Origin of the sequence: Spirosoma montaniterrae (assembly GCF_001988955.1) — a bacterium.
In the GTDB taxonomy this organism is placed as follows: domain Bacteria; phylum Bacteroidota; class Bacteroidia; order Cytophagales; family Spirosomataceae; genus Spirosoma; species Spirosoma montaniterrae.
Genome location: NZ_CP014263.1, coordinates 3,786,718 through 3,807,552, shown reverse-complemented (window position 1 = coordinate 3,807,552; position 20,835 = coordinate 3,786,718). Strand labels below are relative to the sequence as shown.

At 53.9% G+C, this 20,835-nt stretch carries 14 protein-coding genes; 7 read left to right on the top strand and 7 right to left on the bottom strand.

Annotated features, from left to right (window positions below):
- The 5 genes from pseC to AWR27_RS16405 all read right to left on the bottom strand — a co-directional run bounded on the left by pseC (position 1) and on the right by AWR27_RS16405 (position 4,680).
- Entirely contained in the window at positions 1–1,176 is a 1,176-nt protein-coding gene (gene pseC / locus AWR27_RS16425) for a UDP-4-amino-4,6-dideoxy-N-acetyl-beta-L-altrosamine transaminase (RefSeq protein ID WP_077132168.1), read from the bottom strand.
- The gene (locus AWR27_RS16420; RefSeq protein WP_077132167.1) at positions 1,169–1,546 is read right to left on the bottom strand and encodes a DUF5618 family protein; all 378 of its coding nucleotides are present in this window, start codon (positions 1,544–1,546) and stop codon (positions 1,169–1,171) included. Before AWR27_RS16420 ends, pseC begins: the two co-directional genes overlap by 8 nt.
- Positions 1,547–1,571: 25 nt before the next feature.
- Complete coding sequence (pseB, locus tag AWR27_RS16415; RefSeq protein WP_077132166.1) at positions 1,572–2,588, bottom strand: UDP-N-acetylglucosamine 4,6-dehydratase (inverting); 1,017 nt, start codon at positions 2,586–2,588, stop codon at positions 1,572–1,574.
- A 68-nt stretch (positions 2,589–2,656) separates the two neighbouring features.
- On the bottom strand, positions 2,657–3,565 hold the full coding sequence (locus tag AWR27_RS16410) for a hypothetical protein (protein ID WP_077132165.1): 909 nt from the start codon (positions 3,563–3,565) through the stop codon (positions 2,657–2,659).
- Positions 3,566–3,702: 137 nt separating this feature from the next.
- Positions 3,703–4,680 carry a GNAT family N-acetyltransferase gene (locus AWR27_RS16405; RefSeq protein WP_232325856.1) on the bottom strand — a complete coding sequence of 326 codons (978 nt, stop codon included), beginning with the start codon at positions 4,678–4,680 and terminating at the stop codon, positions 3,703–3,705.
- 175 nt (positions 4,681–4,855) lie between these two features.
- Here AWR27_RS16405 and AWR27_RS16400 point away from each other — a divergent pair, with 175 nt between their 5' ends.
- The 3 genes from AWR27_RS16400 to AWR27_RS16390 all read left to right on the top strand — a co-directional run bounded on the left by AWR27_RS16400 (position 4,856) and on the right by AWR27_RS16390 (position 11,343).
- Positions 4,856–6,106: a hypothetical protein gene (locus AWR27_RS16400; RefSeq protein WP_077132164.1), complete on the top strand. Its 1,251-nt coding sequence runs from the start codon at positions 4,856–4,858 to the stop codon at positions 6,104–6,106.
- A gap of 289 nt (positions 6,107–6,395) precedes the next feature.
- A complete protein-coding gene (locus tag AWR27_RS16395) occupies positions 6,396–9,719 on the top strand; it encodes a SusC/RagA family TonB-linked outer membrane protein (protein ID WP_077132163.1) in 3,324 nt (1,107 codons plus the stop codon).
- A gap of 19 nt (positions 9,720–9,738) precedes the next feature.
- The gene (locus AWR27_RS16390; protein WP_077132162.1) at positions 9,739–11,343 is read left to right on the top strand and encodes a SusD/RagB family nutrient-binding outer membrane lipoprotein; all 1,605 of its coding nucleotides are present in this window, start codon (positions 9,739–9,741) and stop codon (positions 11,341–11,343) included.
- 151 nt (positions 11,344–11,494) lie between these two features.
- Here AWR27_RS16390 and AWR27_RS16385 read toward each other — a convergent pair whose 3' ends face one another.
- Positions 11,495–12,727 carry an ROK family transcriptional regulator gene (locus AWR27_RS16385; protein ID WP_077132161.1) on the bottom strand — a complete coding sequence of 411 codons (1,233 nt, stop codon included), beginning with the start codon at positions 12,725–12,727 and terminating at the stop codon, positions 11,495–11,497.
- A gap of 161 nt (positions 12,728–12,888) precedes the next feature.
- On the opposite strand from AWR27_RS16385, the gene AWR27_RS16380 reads away from it, so the two are divergent.
- From AWR27_RS16380 to AWR27_RS16370, 3 genes are all read left to right on the top strand, one after another.
- Complete coding sequence (locus tag AWR27_RS16380; RefSeq protein ID WP_077132160.1) at positions 12,889–14,046, top strand: glycoside hydrolase family 18 protein; 1,158 nt, start codon at positions 12,889–12,891, stop codon at positions 14,044–14,046.
- A gap of 246 nt (positions 14,047–14,292) precedes the next feature.
- The gene (locus tag AWR27_RS16375) at positions 14,293–15,735 is read left to right on the top strand and encodes an alpha-L-fucosidase (RefSeq protein WP_083733018.1); all 1,443 of its coding nucleotides are present in this window, start codon (positions 14,293–14,295) and stop codon (positions 15,733–15,735) included.
- 12 nt (positions 15,736–15,747) lie between these two features.
- Complete coding sequence (locus AWR27_RS16370) at positions 15,748–18,291, top strand: carboxylesterase family protein (RefSeq protein WP_077132159.1); 2,544 nt, start codon at positions 15,748–15,750, stop codon at positions 18,289–18,291.
- Between the two features lie 26 nt (positions 18,292–18,317).
- On the opposite strand, the gene AWR27_RS16365 is transcribed toward AWR27_RS16370, so the two are convergent.
- Entirely contained in the window at positions 18,318–19,196 is an 879-nt protein-coding gene (locus AWR27_RS16365; RefSeq protein WP_077132158.1) for an AraC family transcriptional regulator, read from the bottom strand.
- 150 nt (positions 19,197–19,346) lie between these two features.
- On the opposite strand from AWR27_RS16365, the gene AWR27_RS16360 reads away from it, so the two are divergent.
- Positions 19,347–20,831 (top strand): c-type cytochrome domain-containing protein, encoded by a 1,485-nt coding sequence (locus AWR27_RS16360; protein WP_077132157.1) that lies wholly within the window; start codon positions 19,347–19,349, stop codon positions 20,829–20,831.
- Positions 20,832–20,835 lie beyond the last annotated feature (4 nt).

Genomic DNA, 20,835 nt, shown 5'->3' with positions numbered 1-20,835 from the left:
TTAGCCGCAGAAACTCAGTACCTGTTCAATTACGTATGCCTGCTCGTCGTCGGTCAGGGTCGGGAACATGGGCAGGCTCAGGCAGCGGGCGTAGTATCGTTCGGCGTTTGGAAAATCGCCCGCTTTCCAGCCGAATTGCTGGTAATATGGCATCCGATGCACCGGAATGTAATGCACCTGCGCCATGATGTTTTTCGTCCGCAAAAAATCGTACAAACCTTTGCGGTCGTCTACCTGAATCACGTACAGGTGATAGGCATGGCCCACGCTGGAGGGTGGCACAATCGTTTGCACGTTGGTATTGCGGAAAGCGTCGTCGTAGCGTCGGGCGATGGCACGTCGGCGGTCGAGCATGGCGTCGGCGCGGTGGAGTTGGCTGGTGCCGAGCGCGGCCTGAAAATCGGTCAGGCGGTAATTATAGCCCAATTCCTGCATCTCCATGTACCAGCCCCCACGTTCGGGGTCGCCGGGTTGTGGCTCGGTCAGCTCGGCGGGTTTGCTGGTGATGCCGTGGGTTCGGAGCCGCAACAGGTGTTTGTAAAGTTGCTCGTCGTTGGTCGTAATCATACCGCCCTCGCCAGCCGCAATGTGCTTAACGGGGTGGAAACTGAAAATTGCCAGATCGGCCAGCGACCCGTCGCCACAGCGGTGTTCAATGCCTTTCGCGTCTAAGAACGACCCACCCGGCGCGTGGCAACTGTCTTCGAGCAGCCACAAGCCATATTCATCGGCCAACTGCCGAAAGGCCGACAAATCAGCCGGGTAGCCCGCAAAATCGACCGGAATAATGCCCGAAAAATAGCCTTTAGGATGTTGTTCGAGCAAGGCCCGCACGGCGTCTACGTCTAAAATAACCGTGTCGGGGTCAATGTCGGCAAAGAATACTTCGCCCCCACAGTAACGGACGCAATTGGCTGAGGCAGAGAAAGTAATGGGCGTTGTGATGACCCGCGTACCGGGCTTTACGTCCAGGGCCATACAGCACAAATGCAGTGCCGCCGTGCCGTTTGCCACCGCCACCGCATACCGCGAACCAACGTACTGAGCGAAGGCTGCCTCGAACTCGGCAATGTGCGGCCCCTGTGTCAGCAACGGCCCACGCAACACGTTGGTCACGGCGGCAATATCGTCGTCGGTCAGGTGCTGCCGACCGTAGGGAATGGGTTGGTTATGCATTCGCGATGCGAGTTTCGACCCAGTTAATAATCATCTCGGCGTCTTCAAGCCCCGATTGCGCCACTTTGACACTTGGGTTTCCGTCGTAACTCATCGACAAGTGCAACGTGTCATAGGCACTGTGAAATGCGCTTAACACTTTTCGGTCCATTTGGGCCAGTTGTTGTTTGTACCATTCTACGTCTTTTCGGCCTTTCTTTTTAATGCCTAAGAGCGTATCAAGGGCTACCAGAACGCCCGAATAGGCCGTGTGACCAGCCATTTTTACGTACTTGGTATCCTGATAGTAGCCATCTTCTTTCTTCGCTTTTTCGCGGAGTAAGTCGCGGGCATTGTCGATATAGCGTTTTGCTTCCTGAATGGTGTTCATCGCTGTAATCTACGTTGGATAGTTATTAAACCGCAAACTCCGCGTCAACGTGTTGCCGGACCTGCTCGCGCAGTTGCTCAACGGTTAGCCACTCGGTGTTGGTGCCGGAGTTGTATTTGAAACCCATGTCAACTGTTCGCCCGCCGAACGCCTGCATGTACTCGTCAACGTTCCAGGTTGGCGTTGAAGGCGTTATGACATAGTATTTGTCGGTTTCAACGGTGTTGAGCGCGTCGGTTTCGGTAATCATCTCTTCGTGCAGCTTCTCGCCGGGCCGAATGCCCACGATGCGCTGTTCGCAGTTTGGCCCGATAGCTTCGGCTACGTCGGTGATGCGGTACGACGGAATCTTGGGTACGAAAATCTCCCCGCCCCAGGCGTGTTCGAGGGCATACAGGACCATTTCCACGCCCTCTTCGAGCGAGATGTTGAAGCGCGTCATGTCGGGGTGGGTGATGGGCAACACGCCATCTTTGCGCTTCTCCAGAAAGAACGGCACCACCGACCCCCGCGAACCAATCACGTTGCCGTAGCGCACCACCGAGAAGCGCAGGTCGCGCTTGCCTTTCATGTTGTTGGCCGCCACAAACAGTTTATCTGAACATAATTTCGTGGCTCCGTAGAGGTTGATGGGCGCGGCTGCTTTGTCGGTCGAAAGGGCCACTACGCGCTGTACACCGTTGTCCATAGCCGCGTTAATCACGTTTTCGGCCCCGAACACGTTGGTTTTAATGCACTCCATCGGATTGTATTCGGCGGCAGGCACCTGCTTCAGCGCGGCAGCGTGAATAATAATGTCGACGCCTTCGCAGGCTCGTTTCAGCCGTTCGCCATCGCGCACGTCGCCAATGAAAAACCGAATTGATTTATACTGACTCTGCGGGTAGTGCTGACTCATCTCGAACTGCTTCAGTTCGTCGCGTGAATAAACTACTAACCGTTTCAGGTTCGGATACCGCTGATACACCATCTCGACAAACTTCTTGCCGAACGAGCCGGTGCCGCCCGTAATCAGGATCGATTTATTACTTAAATCAAGCATAGTCTTTTTGAGGGATGAGCGATGAGCGATGAACGATGAACTGCTGACGCGAAAGCAATACTCATCACTCATCGTTCATCGCTCATCACTAATTTATTTGTTATTCGTTCAAAGGCGTCAATGTAACTCTTTGCACTGGCATTCAGTATAGTAACACGTCGGTAGTCGGCGTAATCGCGGATGATTTCGTAACCCCGGAACACCTTGTGTAAGGATAAAAACTGCGATGCCATCGAAAAGGTGCGCTGCCGATGCTTGTCCGAATAAACCGGCTCGTGCTGCACATCTTTCGGCTTGTCGTAAAAATGAACTTGTTTGATTAACAGTTGATTATCGTCGGTCAGCCGGATTTCTTCGTGCCACGACGTGTCGGCTCCAAACAGGTAAATCGTCTCAAACTGTCGATTAATCATCAGCGTCAGCGCGGCCACAATCACGGTTTGGGCGCGGGGCATCCCGAAGCCCCTGGCATACAGCCAATAAATCAGACTCGGAAAGCCGGTCAACACGGTATAATTGAAAAATACAATGTTAATGTTCGGGCTTTTCTGTCCGATAGTCCGAATCAGGTACGAGCCTTTGGCAAAATGCGGCACATAAAGCGTCATCGGCCAATCGACCTGCTCACCGAACACGGCCAATGTGCGGCTGATGTCGGGGCGGTCGGTGGTTTGGGCCGTGAAAACAAAGTAATTCGGGTCCGAAATAACGTAGTTCTGTGGGCGAAGCTGCGTAAACACCTCAGCGTGAGCGAAATTGTTGACACACACGATCTCGGTTTGCCGAATAAAATCAAGCTGCTCGGTTAGTGACTGATTAAGCGAAGGACCGTTGCCCAGCACCGAACAAACCGGCAATTGCCGCGCCGGAAGCCGTGTTCTGTGCTGCAACCGCATCAGTGCTTTCAGCAAAGAAAGAACCGAGACAGCCAGTTCAGAAAGAAAGTAAAATAACGAATTGAAAACCTGTTCGATCATGCCAACGGCCTCGAACTACGCGGGCCTTTTTTATACAAAATAACGAATAATTAGCGGGTTTTAAACGCAGAGGGGCAGAGGTTACGCTGAGTACACAGAGACTTTGCGTACTCAGCGTAACCTCTGCCCCTCTGCGTTTAAAAAATTATCTTAAAGACTAACTTCTCCGACGCCTTTGCACCGAGTCGTTCTTTAAAGCGCATCAGGGTGGATTTGGGTTGCCGGTCATTATCGAGCGAAACGCCAAGATCGAGCAACTGAATCCGTTGGTGCTGACAATAGTTGTAAAGACCATTGGTGAGCATTACCGCCGGACTGAACGAGCGGTAGTCGGGCGAGGAAGCGGGCAGAAAACTATACAGTATATTATCGCGAACACGCACCGCAACGGTCAGAGCCGCCAACGCAGGGCCGTCGTGCACCACAAATACAGGGAATTTATCGGGAAACTGTCTTAGTAGACGAGTGAGCCGCTCGGGAGTAAGCGTGAGCCGGTAGCCCTGCTGTCGCCGGGTCTCGGCAATGAACCCGGTCAGCGCGTCTATGTCAGGATTAACCCAGTGGTCAAACGTGAAACCGGCTCGTTCACATTTGCGCAGGCGTCGCCGTTCAGATGAGTGTATTTTGCCTGTAAAAGGGTCATCGTCAATAGCTAATGAATGATTTTGGTATGTGTTTGATACGTGAAAACCAGACTGGAGTAGTTGCGTGGTTAACCGCTCGGCTTGTGCGGGCGCGTAGCTATGCGGGTAATTAACCAGCCGCAAGGCACTGACGCCCATCAACCGGGCTGTTTCAACCAATTGATCCAACAAGCATTTCAGGGTAGCATCAGGCAGTTTGTCGGTGAATTCTACAGAGCCGAAAGGCGCGGCTATTGGGCTGATTGCCTGATTGTTGTTAATGAAAAAAGCGCATCGGGCGTCAGACCGGCCTGTTTGCTGATTGACTGCGACCAGCAAATGCGACGGACCCGAGTATTGCTGACGAACGTGTGCTAACTCATTGAAGAAGAAGCCTGATTCATGAAACGGAGGCACCCGACAGGATGTCGTTGAAAAAAGCTGGATAGCGTAATTGGGTTTGCCCGCAATAGACGTAGGCTGAGCTTGCAAGTACACGAAATGATTTTTTAATAGTAGATAGAAGCGCGTAGCTCAGTAGGTGTCAAATGGCATAAGCTACTGAACGTGACAAAGTTGGCTCCGCTTAGTCAAAAAACAAGCTTGGTATTGGGCCAATTGTTAACTTTGGCAAGTTTCGTGCCAATCATACATCAAACGGGTAATCATGCGTACACGGTCGTTCTTCTACATAATAACCGGCATTCTGCTTCTTTTGTGGAGCAAACAGCCCGTTTTGGCCCGACTTTTGCCAAACGCCGATTGCCCCACCATTACCAACACCGAAACAACGACAGTTGCCGTCTGCACCGGGCAACCTGTTACGGCCTTGCGCGTGAACACGACCGCAACGACCTACAAAATCGAGTTTGTCCGATTCGACGCTCCGCAGACCAATCCGTATTTGTCGAAAGAGGGTATTCACCTCGGCGAAATCATTCCCGATAATGGCGTAGCAGTTCAGCAATTTGTTGATTTCCCGGCCAATACGGGCCAAACCGACAAAATATATTACGTCTATGCCTGCCTGAAACCCATGCCCGACGATCCGGCCTGTCAGCCGTTTGCACTGATTACGGTAACGGTGCGTCCTGAACCAACTGCCACTACCAGCGCGTTGGGCCTGGCCTGTCTGAACAACGGTCGGGCGCAATTGACGGGCGGGTCGACTATCGATAACAGCACTTACGCGTGGAGCGGTCCCGGCATCGATGCTACCAATCAGAATGAGCAGAATCCGGTAGTGAGTGGGGCTGGTACGTACTCCCTTATTGTGACAGCGAATGGCTGTATCAGTGAACCGGTGGCTGTTACGGTGCTGGAAGATGCGCAGCGGCCAACCGTGCAACTACGTTCCGTAAACTTATTGTCGTGCCCAACGGCAGTGGTGCCGCTATCGGCTACGATAGCAAGTTTCGGCGCGTCGTATACGTATCAATTGACGGGTAATGACCCCGTTAGCGGAGTTAGCAGCACGAGCCTGTCGCTGCCCGTTAGCGAAACAGGAACCTACACATTGAGCGTGACGGCCCTCAACGGCTGTACTACCAGTCAAACGGCTACAGTTCAGCAGGTTACGTACAGTTTTGCACCCAGCAGCTTTACGCTCACCGCCCGCGAACCGCTGTGTGGCCCCGGTGGTTCGGCACCCACCGGCCAAATTGGCATTGTTGGTTTTGATCCCGACTGGACCTACGAACTATCGCTCACGGGGCAGTTTACGGGGCGTAGTACTCCCATGCCTGCCGATGGTATTTTGTTGGGTGGAATGCGGTCGAAAGGAAATCCGCAGACGTACACGGTGCGGGTCTATAACGAAACGGGCTGTTACAGCGTTAAATCGACCCGGCTCATCCACGAACGCTGCCCCTGCCCCGCGCCGAAGTGCCTGCCAATCATGATTACAAAGGTGAAGTAGTTCTGCTGACCTCGGATAATGATGGCCAACTACGTCTGGCGCATCCCACGATACCCCTCTCAATAGCAAATACCCAATAATTTCCTGAAAGAATTTTCGCTTGGTGCGACAGGTAGTTAATACCTGACCACGAAGCGGGTCGGTTTGGCTGGCCCGCCTGTCAACGTATTGTCTTTAGTCTAAAAAAATATATATTTTAAAATATTTTATTTTAGAAGTCATGTTTTTAAAATAAATTATTATCATTGTGTTAAACTTTTAGTATCTCAACTTTTAATCTCCCGGATTTATGAGACTACGTTTACTCAGGCTTATTACGCTGTTTTTGGTGATAGGCACCTCCGCGCTCGCACAGACAATTACGGGCCGGGTTACAACAACTACGGATGGACAGGCACTGCCCGGCGTGTCCATTCTGGTGAAGGGCACCACATCGGGTTCTACAACGGATGCCGATGGTAAATTCAGTATAGCCTCCCGTGCAAACGGGATTTTGATATTCTCGTACATCGGCTATAAAACGAAAGAAGTTGCCATCAACAACCAGTCGATAGTGAACGTCTCGCTGGACGAGGACGCGGGCATGATCGACGAAGTAGTGGTTACGGCCTTTGGCGTTACCAAAGAGCAACGGGCATTAGGCTATGCTACCGCCGTTGTTAAAAGCGATCAATTGGTCAAAGTCGCCAACACGAACTTTGCTACGGCTCTGTATGGCAAAGCACCGGGCGTAACGATTAGCGCAACCCCCGGCGGGGCTACCAGCGGTGTAAACATCAATATTCGGGGCTTGTCGTCTATCACGGGCAACACCCAGCCCCTGATTGTGATGGACGGCATCCCCATTCGGAACGGCGAGTTTCGCAACGGCGACTATTGGGGTGATCAGCGCATTCGGGGTAACGGCCTGCTGGACCTGAACCCGGCTGATATTGAAAACCTTTCGATATTGAAGGGGGCCTCGGCGGCTGCGCTGTACGGGTCTGAAGCCGTAAACGGGGTCATTCTGGTAACTACCAAGTCGGGCAAAGGCCGTAAGGGTCTTGGCGTCGATTTCAACGCCAGCTACAACGTCGATCAGATTGCGTATCTGCCCCGGTATCAAAACGTTCGCGGCCCCGGCTATATGCTGAACTACCTCAACGGTGGGCAGGATGCCAACGGGTTTATTTTTTACGACACCAACGGCGATGGCAAGGGCGATACCAGAGGGCTGCTGAACGCATCGGTTAACTTCGGGCCGAAGTTCGATGGGCAACCCGTAATGGCGTTCGACGGGGTTGTTCGACCCTACTCGCCATCGGGCAACAGCTACGCCGATTTGTTTCAGAACGCCCGCACCTCCAACATCAACCTCGCTATTTCAAAAGCGACCGACAACATGAATTTGCGGTTTTCGGTAACGCGGCAAGACAATGGCATGATTAGCTACAATTCCAAGAACGAACGTAACATTCTGAACCTTAACGTTGGCTTCACGCCTAATCCGAAATTGCAGACTGATCTGGTTGTTAACTACATCAACCAGAACACCCGCAATCGCCCGTTCAAAGTAGATCGCATGATCAACAACTTTACGGGGATGATGAACCGGTTTGAAGCCGCCGACTGGTACTTCAACAAATACCAGACCAGCTTAGGCTACAAGTACGTAACGGGCACCAATCCCAGCCTGACGCCAAGCGAAAACATTATCAGGAATGGCTTCAAAGGCGATATTGCCGATTATGTATGGAATACGCGGGCCAATACCTACCAGGAATACAGCAACCGGATTATTGCCAGTGTAACGCAGACCTGGCATATTTTGCCGAGCCTGAACCTGCGGGGCCGGGTGGGCACCGATTTTACGTCGGAGCGTATCGAAGACAGGAAGCGTAGCGAACGACCGCTGGCTTTCGGCTATTCGGGTGAGTTTACCCTGAACAACAATATCTACAGCAATGCCTATGCCGATCTGCTGCTGACCTACAACCGCAAGCTAAACGAAGACATCACGGTGTCGGCTATGGCGGGGTACAACGGCTATAGCCAGCTTAATTCGCTGATGAGCCGTGGCACCAATGGTGGATTGAGTACGGAAAATTTCTTCGACGTTTCGGCATCGGTCAATATTCCTAATAGCAGTAATTTTCGCGAACGCTGGGTTCGCGATGCCTTTCTGGGTACGGTGAATGTCAATTACAAAGACATCGTGTACATAGAAGGCACGCTACGTCGGGACCGCACGTCAACGCTGGCACCGGGCAACAATGCCTTTGTTTATCCGTCCGTAAACTCATCGTTCGTATTTAGTGATCTGATTCGGTTGCCAGCGGCTATCACGTATGCCAAACTGCGGGCATCGTATGGTATTGTGGGGAACTATCCGGGCATTTATTTAGCCAACAATGCATACCTTCAGGGCAACCTGAACGTGCAGCAAACGGGGGGGAACTCGGTGCTGTACACCAACATCAGCAGCGCATATGGGAACGACCAAATCCGGCCAGAGCAGAAGCGCGAGTTTGAATTCGGCCTCGACACCCGTCTGTTCCGGGATCGGCTGCGTGTCGATATATCGTATTACAACGCCCAGATCGTTGACCAGATTCTGCCGCTGAACATCGCGGCCAGTTCGGGTGCCCGCACCATTCTGGCTAACATTGGTACGCTCCGCAATCAGGGCGTTGAAATGGCGTTGAGCATCTCGCCCCTGAAAGCAGCCTCTGCCAACGGCCTGAACTGGGACCTGACCCTGAACTTAGCCCGGAATCGGAACAAAGTAGAAAAATTGGCCAACAACTCGACAGAACTGCTCCACGCCGACTATGACGGCAACGCGGCTCAACTCCGGTCGGTGGTGGGCCAGCCGATGGGCGATATTTATGTACATGGCATTCTGAAAAGCGCGACTGGTCAGAACGTAGTGGGGCCAAACGGTCTGTATCAATTAGACGGAGCCAACTGGATTAAGGCGGGTAACGCCACGCCCAAACTGACGGGCGGCTTGCTCAATAGCCTCAACTACAAAGGCTTCACCTTAGACGTAGTGACCGACTTCCGGTTCGGGGGCCACATCATGCCAACGGGTATCAACTGGATGACGTCGCGCGGCCTGACCGAAGAGAGCCTGACCGCTATGGATGCCGAACGCGGTGGCCTCCGCTACTACATCGATGCTAACGGCAAGGGCGTTCAGACAACGGGAAACGCCGGGCCGAATGGGGAAGTAGCCTATAACGACGGTATGCTGATGGACGGTGTGCTGGCTAATGGCGAGCGGAACACCAACGTTATTCCGCAGTCGAGATATTACAACGCCACCTACAACTGGGGCGGCCCGCAGTACAGCAGCGCACGGTATGAGCTGTACGTGAAAGAGAACACCTTCATCAAGTTGCGGGAACTGTCGCTGGGTTATCGGATACCGTCGGTACTTACCCGCCGAATCGGTACGCAGAACATGACCCTGTCGGTGTTTGGTCGCAACCTGTTCTTCTTCTACCGGACCATCAAAGACCTCGATGCCGAGCAAACTACCGTTAGTTCGCGCTGGAGCGACAACATCAATAACGCCGGTTCCAACCCGTCGTTCCGCACGATGGGTGTCATGCTGCGGGCCAGTTTCTAATCTTAACGCCATCAAAACCATGAAAAAAATATCACTCCTCCTATTTTCGGGGCTTCTGCTGGCCAACGTGTCTTGCCGGGAGTCTGAGTTTACGGCGGCCTACCCCGATCCGTCGAGAATCGCCAACACCACCGTTGAAAAGCAGTTTACGGGCGTTTTGTTTTCCAATAGAGAGTACGTATTGCCGGGCTATCGGTTCTACTTCGTTACGTTGCGAACGAGCCTCAATCGTTACAATCAGGCAACGGGCTGGGTCAATGAGTCGGGGCAATACATACCGGGTTCGTCGGGTGTAGAAGACGTCTGGTACACCTACTACAACACCCTCGCTCAGTACCGCGAACTCCAGAAGGTGTACAAGGCGCTACCAGCCGATCAGCAGAAAGACCGGCGGATATTTATGCTGACAGCCGCCGTTTACGTGTACGATTTTACGCAGAAGATGGTCGATCTGCACGGGGCCATTCCGTTTAGCGAAGCCGGTTTGCTTAGCACGAAAGGGGGCGATTATGCCGCAGCGAGTGCCAAATTCGACACCGCCGAAAGCATCTACACCTTTATGCTGGACGACCTGAAAAGCATTGCCACGGAGCTGAACGGCATTACGTTGAACGCAGGCTTTCAGCGGTCGTTCCAGACGCAGGATTTCCTGAACAAAGGCGACATCACGCTCTGGAAACGCTATGCCAACTCACTGCGGCTTCGGATGCTGAACCGGTTGTCGGACGTAGCGAGTTTCCAGTCGAGAGTAAGTGCCGAAATGGCCGAAATTCTGGGTAATGCCACTACGTATCCGATTGTGGAAACCAACGCGCAGAACATTCAGATCAACGTGTTTGACATCAACACGGACCTTAACTCAAAGGGATTTCAGGGCGGAATAGCGTCGACAGACGGAAACTGGTTTGGCAACACGGCAGGCAAAGCCATGATCGATAACATGAACGCGAACAACGATCCGCGTCTGAAAATCCTGTTCGAGCCGGGTGCCAATGCTGCCGGACAATACATCGGGATTGATCCGCTGGCTACCGAAGCCGTGCAATCGGCCTTATATAACGCCGGTCGGGTTGCGATTTATAACCGTTACACAACCAGCCACAACCAGTTTTTTCCGGGGGTGCTGATCAATGCGCCCCAGATGAATCTGATCAAGGCCGAGTACTACCTGCGCACCAACAACGATGCATCGGCCAAAACCGCCTACGAAACGGCTATTGCCCAATCGGTTGATTTCTACAACGGCATTCTGGCGAAAACCAACGCCACCGGTATCACAAATTCGGCTATTCCTACGCCAGCCACCCCGGCTTCGGTTGCGGCCTACATTGCGGGCAAGGGCGTAAGCTGGAGCAGTGCTGCCACCAATGCCGACAAGCTGAAGCTGATTGCTACCCAGAAATGGCTGCATTACAACGTCGTACAACCCTTCGAGAACTGGGCCGATATTCGTCGGTTAGACGCTCCGACGCTGAGTTTCCAGGTCGATAACGCCAACAATCAGACGCTGCCCCCCGTTCGGTGGACGATTCCGGGCAACGAAATCACCTACAACACCGCAAATTATTCGGCAATAAAAGCGACGGATAACCTGACGACCAAGATTTTCTGGGATGTGAAGTAGGGGACGTATCTACCCCACCCCAACCCCTCCCCATTAGGGAGGGGCAAATGCGAGACGATGCAATTTATTCAGCCAATCAGCTTGGCAAGAACAACTCATAACCTTGTTACTCGCCCCTCCCTAATGGGGAGGGGTTGGGGGTGGGGTATCGCTACGTATTCGCAAACAGGTTTTCGATTACGTAGGCGTGCGTACCGAGCCACTTGGCGGCCCCGTCGAGCTTGGTTACTTCGAGGGTCAGGTCGTTGCGGAAACCGCTTAGGCAGTACTTGTTGATGGCCTGCTGAATTGAATTCGTGATAAACAGCGACGCTTCGGCCAATACGCCATCGACAATAATAATTTCCGGGTTGAACAGCGTAATGGCAATTGCCAGCCCTTTGCCCAACCGATAGCCCGTCTCGTGCAGCAGATCAATGGTGAAGGCATCTCCCTGACTCGCTGCCTCTACTACGTGGTTGATAGTAATCTGTCCCGGATCGTGACTGTACATCGCCAGTTTGGTGGCCTTACCGGCCATAACACCCTGCTGTACCCGCCTGACCAGCGACGAAGCCGAGGTAAGGGTATCTAAACAACCAATTTTGCCGCAGTAGCACAGTTCACCATCCGGGTCTGCCTGAATGTGCCCCAGTTCACCCGCAAAGCCCGACGCACCCTGAAATACCTCGCCGTTGCTGATGATGCCCAAACCGACGCCCCAGTCGATGTTGATCGCCAGTACGTGTTGTTTGCCCTGCCCGCTACCAAATCGGTGCTCGCCCAGCACGGTGGCTTTGGTATCGTTAAGCATAAAAACGGGTAGTTCCCACTGCCGCTCCAGCCACGCCGTGAGCGATTGACCAGCTTCACCGAGGTTTGGGTAGCTCAGGTTGAGTCCGTTCCGCGAGTCGATCAGGCCAGGCAGCGACAGGCCAATTCCGATAATATCGGATTTAGCAATCCCCGATTGAGCGAGCGTATCGGTCACGAACGAAACCAGAAAATTCGAGAAGTCGGGGCTGTCTTCGAGAACGGTATCATCGCTACGTTCTACAATGACTTCCCGTGCCAGATTGACAACCGACAGTCGGGTGCCGTGGGTGTTGCCATCTACTACCAGCACGTAATGCCCAACCGGATTCAGGCTAAATAACACCGGTCGTCGGCCATTGTTGCCCGAAACCGTCCCGAAGGTATTGACCCAGCCCTCAGCTACCAACTGATCGATGATATTGGTAGCCGAAGGGATACTGGTATGAAGCACTTCCGCCAGTTTTGCCAGCGTACAGGGGCCTTCCTGATAGAGATGCAGCAGTGCCTTTCTGACTTTCTGATTTTTCTTGTAGGCAACAACAGACCATTTGGTATCGATGGTGTCATCCTGAGCGGTGGGTGCAAGCATACGGGGCCAATCAAAAAGTTGTTTAACACCAAAGTTAGCTATTCAACGCAATCGTTAGCTACTTGACTAATTAATATTTCTTCATAATTTGATAAGAGTTTATTAAAAAATTTAAAATGATACTATCTTTGGTCTTCTGGCTAACAAACTTAACTATTGGAATGTTTTTCGCCCTCATAACCGCACTTTATACGGCAATTTCACTCGATAGCCCTTCCGCGCTATCTGGTTCGGCATCTTACGCAATTCAGCCACCCAAACGCTATGTGCTGATTGGCTATGTAAGTGGTAATGGCTGGACGAAAGCGCAGATCGACGCCCGTAAACTGACGCACATCAACTACGCCTTTGCCGTACCCGCGCCCAACGCTGAACTGGCCCCGATTACTGCCAGAGACTCCGCAAACTTAGCGGCCCTGACCTCGTTGCGGGCGATCAATAAAGACCTGAAAATCCTGATTTCGGTAGGCGGGTGGGGTGGTTGCAAGTACTTCTCCGATGCTGCCCTGACAGATGCTTCGCGGCAACGCTTCGCCAACAGTGCGGTTGCTTTTCTGACAAAACACAAGCTCGATGGCGTTGACATCGACTGGGAATACCCCGCGCAGATTGGAGCCGGGAATATTTACCGTCCCGAAGACAAAGCGAACTTCACCCTGTTTCTGAAAGCCATCCGCGACCGGCTCGACGAGCAGGGCCAACGCGATAGTCGCACCGGAGTAAATCATTACCTGCTGACAGCCGCCACCGGGGGCGACACGGCTTTCGTGAGCCACACGAACCTCGGCGAAGCCCAGCGGTATTTGGATTACGTCAATATCATGACGTATGACCTGTACCACGGCAACGATAAAGTAACGGGCCACCACAGTCCGCTCGACCAGTCGAAAAAAGGTGATCAGTCGCGCAACAGCTCGATGTCGGCGGTGGAGGGACACATTCGGGCGGGTGTACCGGTGGAAAAAATCGTGCTGGGCCTTCCGTTCTACGGGCGCGGCTGGGCCGACGTGCGCCCGCAGGATAACGGCCTGTATCAGCCTGCTACCGGCAAGCACTATTTCATCAGCCACGATGAATTGGTGGCTAAGTACATTAACAAGAACGGTTTTGTTCGCTACTGGGATGCCGACGCCAAAGCTCCCTACCTCTGGAATCCGACCAGCCGAATGTTCATCTCCTACGCCGATACGCAGTCGTTCGACCCGAAGGTGGCCTACGTGAAGCAGAAGGGGCTGGCCGGGGTCATGTTCTGGGAATACATCTACGACCTGAAACAGGACGCGCTGCTGAATCATCTGGTTAAGGAACTGAACAAATAATATGAAATAGAATTTGACGTGTGGCTGGCGCAAAAGAGACGCAAAGGGTTGATGGCTGACGCGGGAGGAGACGCAAAGGGTTGCGTCTCTACGTCGGATGGTCAATTGTAGAGACGCAACCCTTTGCGTCTCTTTTGCGCCAGCCCATCAATCCTTTGCGTCTCCCTCACGTCAGCCATCAACCCTTCGCGTCTCCACCATGCCAGCCATAAGCCACAACATCTTCAAGTTGCTATAATGATGAATATGCCCTGCATCAAACGCCTGATTAGTAGCTCACTGGTTTTTTTTGCGCTCAACCCGTGTTCCTTGCTGGCCCAGCAACATGCCGAACAAAACCATGCGCACTACGTAGTGCCTAAAGACAGTCTGGTGCGGCAGAAACTGGCACAGTGGCAGGACATCAAATTCGGGCTGCTCATGCACTGGGGCACCTATAGCACCTGGGGCGTTGTGGAGTCGTGGTCGCTCTGCCCCGAAGACGAGGGCTGGTGTGTTCGGCGCGGGCCTCATGCCGCCAATTGGTACGACTACAAGCGGGCGTACGAAAACCTGCAAACGACATTCAATCCTACCAAATTCAACCCCGAACGCTGGGCCGTTGCCGCCAAAGACGCAGGCATGAAATACGTCGTGTTTACGACCAAGCACCACGACGGCTTCTGCATGTTCGACACGAAGCAGACCGGCTACAAAATCACCGATCCCAAAACACCGTTTTCGACCAACCCGCGCAGCAACGTAGCGAAGGAGATTTTCGGGGCCTTCCGCTCTCAGGATTTCATGGTCGGGGCTTACTTCTCGAAACCCGACTGGCATGTACCGTACTACTGGGACCCTTACTTTCCGCCCAAAGACCGGAACGTATCGTACGCGCCCAAAAAATACCCCGAACGCTGGCAGCAATTCAAAGACTTTACCTACAACCAGATTCAGGAGTTGATGACCGGCTACGGCAAAATCGACATCCTATGGCTTGACGGCGGATGGGTACGTCCGGCCAGCACCATCGACTCGACCATTAGCTGGCAACGTACCATTCCCTACGATCAGGACATCGACATGGCCCGCATCGCCCGCATGGGTCGCAGTCATCAGCCGGGCCTGCTGGTCGTTGACCGGACCGTAACGGGTGAGTTTGAGAACTACGTAACGCCCGAACAGTCGATTCCCGATACGTACCTGCCTATTCCGTGGGAGTCGTGCATGACGATGGGCGATTCATGGTCGTACATTCCTAAAGAGAATTTCAAATCCAGCCGGAAATTGGTGCAGACGCTCGTGGACATCGTGGCGAAGAACGGCAACCTGCTGCTCAACATCGCGCCCGGACCCGATGGCGAATGGCACGAAGAAGCCTACGGACGACTGAAGGAGATTGGCGCGTGGCTGCGCGTAAACGGCGAGTCGATTTATGGTACGAAACCCGTAGCACCTTACCGGCAAAAGCAGTGGGCGTTTACCGGCAACGGAAACGCTACGTACCAGACGTATTTGCCCACCGACGGTGAAACTCCACCCGCTACCGTTACGTTAGCGGGCGTTTCTTCCAAAACAAAAGTCACCTTGTTAGGCTACAGTAAATCGCTCAAAACCCGCTCAACACCGGAGGGACTCGTGGTTTCGCTGCCCGAACCGGTGCGTCAGCTATTGACCAACCAACCCGCCTGGGTATTCAAAATACAATAACGTTTCAGCCTGATGCTCAACCGACTATTTTTACTTTATCTATTGCCGGCATTGGCTGGTCAGACGCTGGCACAGACCGCCCCGCCGGCCAATACGTACCAGTTTACGAAGGGATTGGTTGCGCTGACGGGGAGCCGCTACGGGCGCGAAGCCATTTATACTGACCCGCTGGCGTATAAGCTCTACACCGGTACGCTCAACCCGCCTACCGAAGGTGCCGTGTTCGGAACCAACGAGCAGGGCCAGGAGATCAAATGGACAACCGTAACCGCCGATAGCCTCGGTCGGCTCCGACTACGCGGCACGCTTCGGGGTAACGCCGGGGCACCCGCCGGTCCGGGCGTCACCGCCGGTAGTATGCGTGGTGGGCTGGGTGGGGCTGGTGGCTATACGTATCTGACCTACGATGCGCCCCGCGCACAAACAGCCCTGCTGAACATCCGGGGAAACAGTAACGTGTACGTAAATGGCGAACTGCACATGGGCGATGCCTACAGCATGGGCTACCTGCACATTCCAATCAAACTTCGCAAAGGGCGGAACGACTTCTACGCACGCGGGGTCATGGTCAACGCCAGCTTACAGTTTATAGACAAGCCTGCTCTGCTCCGCACCGACGACCCGACGCTACCCAGCATCCGGCTGGGCGAATCGAACGCATCGCTTCAGGGGGCAATCGTGGTGATTAATACATCGGAAGCACCCTTGACAGGTCTGCAACTCACAAGCCGACTGGCGGGCCGGGAACAAACAACCACCCTACCGACCGTACCGGCTCTGTCGAGTCGAAAAGTAGCGTTCGGCTTCGAAGGTAGTGGGGTGAATGCAAAAGGACCACAAACCTGCGAACTGACACTGCTTCAGAAAGGCAAATCGCTCGACAAAGCGAGTGTTACGGTTGAGGCCGTTGCGCCTGTGGCCTCCTACAGCCGGACGTTCGTGAGCCGCATCGACGGGAGTTTGCAGTACTATGCCGTTACGCCCCAATCGTCGGCCAATACGTCGCCGTCGGCTCTGTTTTTGTCGGTGCACGGGGCGGGTGTCGAGGCCAGTGGACAGGCGCGTGCTTACAAACCCAAAGACTGGGGAAATCTGGTGGCCGCTACCAATCGCCGTCCGCGTGGTTTCAACTGGGAAGACTGGGGACGATTAGATGCCCTCGAAGTGCTGGCGTTAGCCAACGCGGAGTTCAAACCCGACCCGCAGCGCATCTACCTGACCGGCCACTCGATGGGCGGACACGGCACCTGGTTTCTCGGCGCTACGTATCCCGACAAATGGGCAGCCATTGCGCCCTGCGCGGGGTATCCAACGCTGAAAGAATACGGTTCGGCGGATGGCGTTATTCCCGACAGCAGCAGTAATCCGCTCGAACAGATGCTGCTACGTGCCGGAAACCAGAGCGACGTACTGAAATTGACGAGCAACTACAAACCGCTGGGCGTGTACGTGTTCCACGGCGATGCCGACCGAACCGTACCCGTTACCTACGCCCGACAGATGCGGAAAATCCTCGGCCAGTCGCAGCCCGACCTGAGCTACTACGAATACCCCGGCGGTAGCCACTGGTTCGGCGATCAGAGCGTGGACTGGAAACCCCTGTTCGAGTTTTTCCGCTGGCACGAAATCCCCGCCGATTCGACCGTCAGCACCATTGACTTCACAACGGCCAACCCCGGTATCTCCTCGTCGTACCGGTGGGCAGGTATCGAGCAGCAGGAACGGCCATTGGTGTATAGTCGTATCCAGCTCAATCGCACCAAACAGGGCATTACCGGCACTACGACCAACGTAGCGTCGCTGAAACTGGCGTTAGATCAATTTGGCGCGAAAACCCCCGTTACTGTTACGCTGGATGGGCAGTCGCCCATTACGCACACGACCAGCAGTGCCCACGATACGCTCTTTCTGCGAAGAGACGGAGACCGCTGGGCCGTCACGACCCGCCCCGACCGCACCCAAAAAGGACCGCACCGGAACGGTACGTTCAAAGACGCGTTCAACAGTCGAATGGTGTTTGTGTATGGCACACGCGGCACTAAAGAAGAAAACGACTGGAACTGGCAAAAAGCCCGTTTCGACGCCGAAACCTGGCTCTACCGGGGCAACGGGGCCGTTGACATCGTGGCCGATACCGATTTTTCGCTCGCCAATTACGCTGACCGGGGCGTTATCCTGTTCGGCAACAAGACCACCAACGCGGCCTGGAAAATTCTCTTAGCCGACTGCCCCATTCAGATCGAGCGCAACCAGATTCGGGCGGGCAGTCAGCAGTGGCAGGGCGATGACCTTGCAGCTTACTTCGTCTGGCCGATTAAAAATTCACAAACGGCTTCAGTAGCGGTCATTGGCGGTACGGGCCTGAAAGGGATGCGGGCAGCTTCGGCTAATCAGTACTTTGCCGGGGCCAGCGGCTTCCCCGATTTTATGATCTTCGGCTTAGACATGGTTCGCTCCGGTAGCCAGGGCGTTCGGATGGCGGGCTTCTTCGACAACAACTGGAAGCTGGTTCCCGGCCATTACGTTGTGAATGGTCAGGCGGGGAAGTCGGATTAAAAACAGCGGAAGGACTAACGCATCCGTTACGTCTGAACGCCCATTTTTCGGTAACGCCCCGGTGGTATCCCGAAACGGCGTTTGAAAAGCCGAGAGAAGTAATAGATGTCCGGGATGCCGACCTGCTCGGCTATCGTTTGTAGCGGGAGCGAAGAGGTGGCAATCAGAAGCTGTGCCCGCTCGAGCCGTTTGTTATTGATATAGTCAATGGGCCGGATGCCGAGCAAGTGGCAGAATTGGCGGGAAAAATGGTCGGGGTGAACCTGCTGGAGAGCGGCCAATTGCGCGACCGTTAGTTTCTCCGACAGGTGCGTATGGATGTAATTCAGCACACCGCCCAATTGAATACGTGCCTGTTCGTGCTCGCGGATGGCCGCGTCGGATGATTGCATAAACCGGGAAAACAGTTGCAGCAAAATGCCCTGCGTTTCCAGATGCTGCACCATCGACTGAGTATGAGCCGGTTGGTTGAAGCTGAGCAGATCAGGTTTGTTGTCGTATACCTTCGGGTCGATATTCTGAAGACTACGGTTGGGGTTGAGTTCCAGCAATCGGCTGAACAGCAACGCATCTATCGGTAAGGCAGGAACTTCATAATCCATCTGTTGCATGTCGAACATGGAGAAGCCGCTGTCGGTCTCCTCCGTAAGCGACAGGTAGTACTGCGTCATGGTGGCATCACACTGATAACTACTGACCGTGAAACTCGGAATCAGATAAAGAAATCCGGGACGCAGCCTGAATGTGCGCTGATGGTGATACACCCAGGCTTCTCCTTCCGTAATGAGATAGATTCGACAAAACGGGCTAATAACGCCCTCGAATCGCCACTCAGCCCCTAACTGAATGTAGCCGCAGTGCAGCAGATGGAGGTTGAGTTTGAGAAATTTATTTACGGCTTTCATCGCTTTTCCTGATCACTACGAACTATTTATCAGGCAAATGTCGGATTTGTACAAAAATAAATCACCTTCATTCATTTCAGCCTACTGGGTAGCTGACTACTTTTGAGTAAACTTTTTCTAAGAATCATAGTATTCATAATCTTCACGTCAATGGTCATTCCCGACCTGCTGGGCCGCTTTCATCCGTTGCTGGTGCATCTTCCCATTGGCATTCTGCTATTTGCCGCCGGGTTAATGGCCTATGGATATCTGAAAAAAATAGACACAACGGCGGCTGTTTCTGTGGCGTGGGGTGCTGGGGCGGTATCGGCGGTACTGGCCTGTGCTACTGGCTGGCTATTGGCTCAATCGGGTGATTATGAGACTGATCTGGTTCAGAAACATCAGTGGCTGGGGTTGCTGACGGCAGGTATGGCGGCAGTAACCTACCTGATGAAGCAGCACCGATGGCTACCGGCACTCGCTACGGTGGGATTGCTCAGTACAGCCGGGCATTACGGGGGCAACCTGACCCACGGCGAAGACTATCTGTTTCCGCAGAAAACGCGGATGGCTGAAACTGATCCGGCTCCTCAATCGGTGCTTCCCGCTAAAACCGTTGTCAGTACCAACCTCGCCGACTCGGGCCATACTGCGGTTAAACCCTTGATTCGGCGGACGTTTCCGTACCGCGACCAGATCGTACCCATTCTGAAAACCAACTGTTATAGCTGTCATTCGGCCCGTAAGAAAAAGGGCGGTCTTCGGCTCGACTCCGAAGAATACATCCGGCAGGGGGGTAAAAATGGCCGTGTCCTGGTCGCTGGTCGTCCTGCTCAAAGTAAGCTCTTTACGTATCTGCTGCTACCCGAAGACGACGAAAGACACATGCCGCCCACAGGTAAGCGGCAACCTGGCCCGCAGCAGATAGCCGTAATTCAGCAATGGATTCAGCAGGGAGCCATATTTACGGAGCAAACGGAGGTTATTCAGCCCGCCATGTCGGCTCCGGCTGCCGCGCTTGCCGATGCCGCGCCTGACGCCCTGCCCGATTCTATCCAGTTAACCACAACAGCAGCCCAGACAAAGCTTCAGGCCGTGGGCCGGGAGTCGGCGTTGCTCGCCCGGCCAGTCGATGAACCTGATCAGGCGGTTTTAACAAAGCTGACTGGGCAACAGGTTCGGGTATCGAAGCTGGCAGCAGGAGCCAACTACCTGTCGGTCAACTTCGTCAACGTGAAGGCATTTACTCCGCAACTACTGACCGAACTGGCGGGCGTAGGCGAGCAGGTGATCCACCTGCGGTTGTCGGGCCAACCCGTGAGCGACGCCGACCTGAACCAGTTACGGGTGCTGAAACACCTCACCCGGCTCAACGTGGAAAACACCCGTATTACCGATGCCGGGTTGCAGGTGTTGCCAGCACTACCCAACCTGGAGCAATTGAACCTCTACGGCACCGCCATTACCGATGCCGGGCTGGACCAACTGCTCCGCTGCCCAAACCTGAGCGTACTCTATCTGTGGCAAACCCAGACGACGCCGGAAGGCATTCAGCGGCTGCAAAAAGCCCGACCGAAGCTGATGATAGAAACCGGCACCCAGCAACTGCGTTTCCAGGCTGGTGCCCGTCCCGATACGAACAAAGCTCTTTGACCTT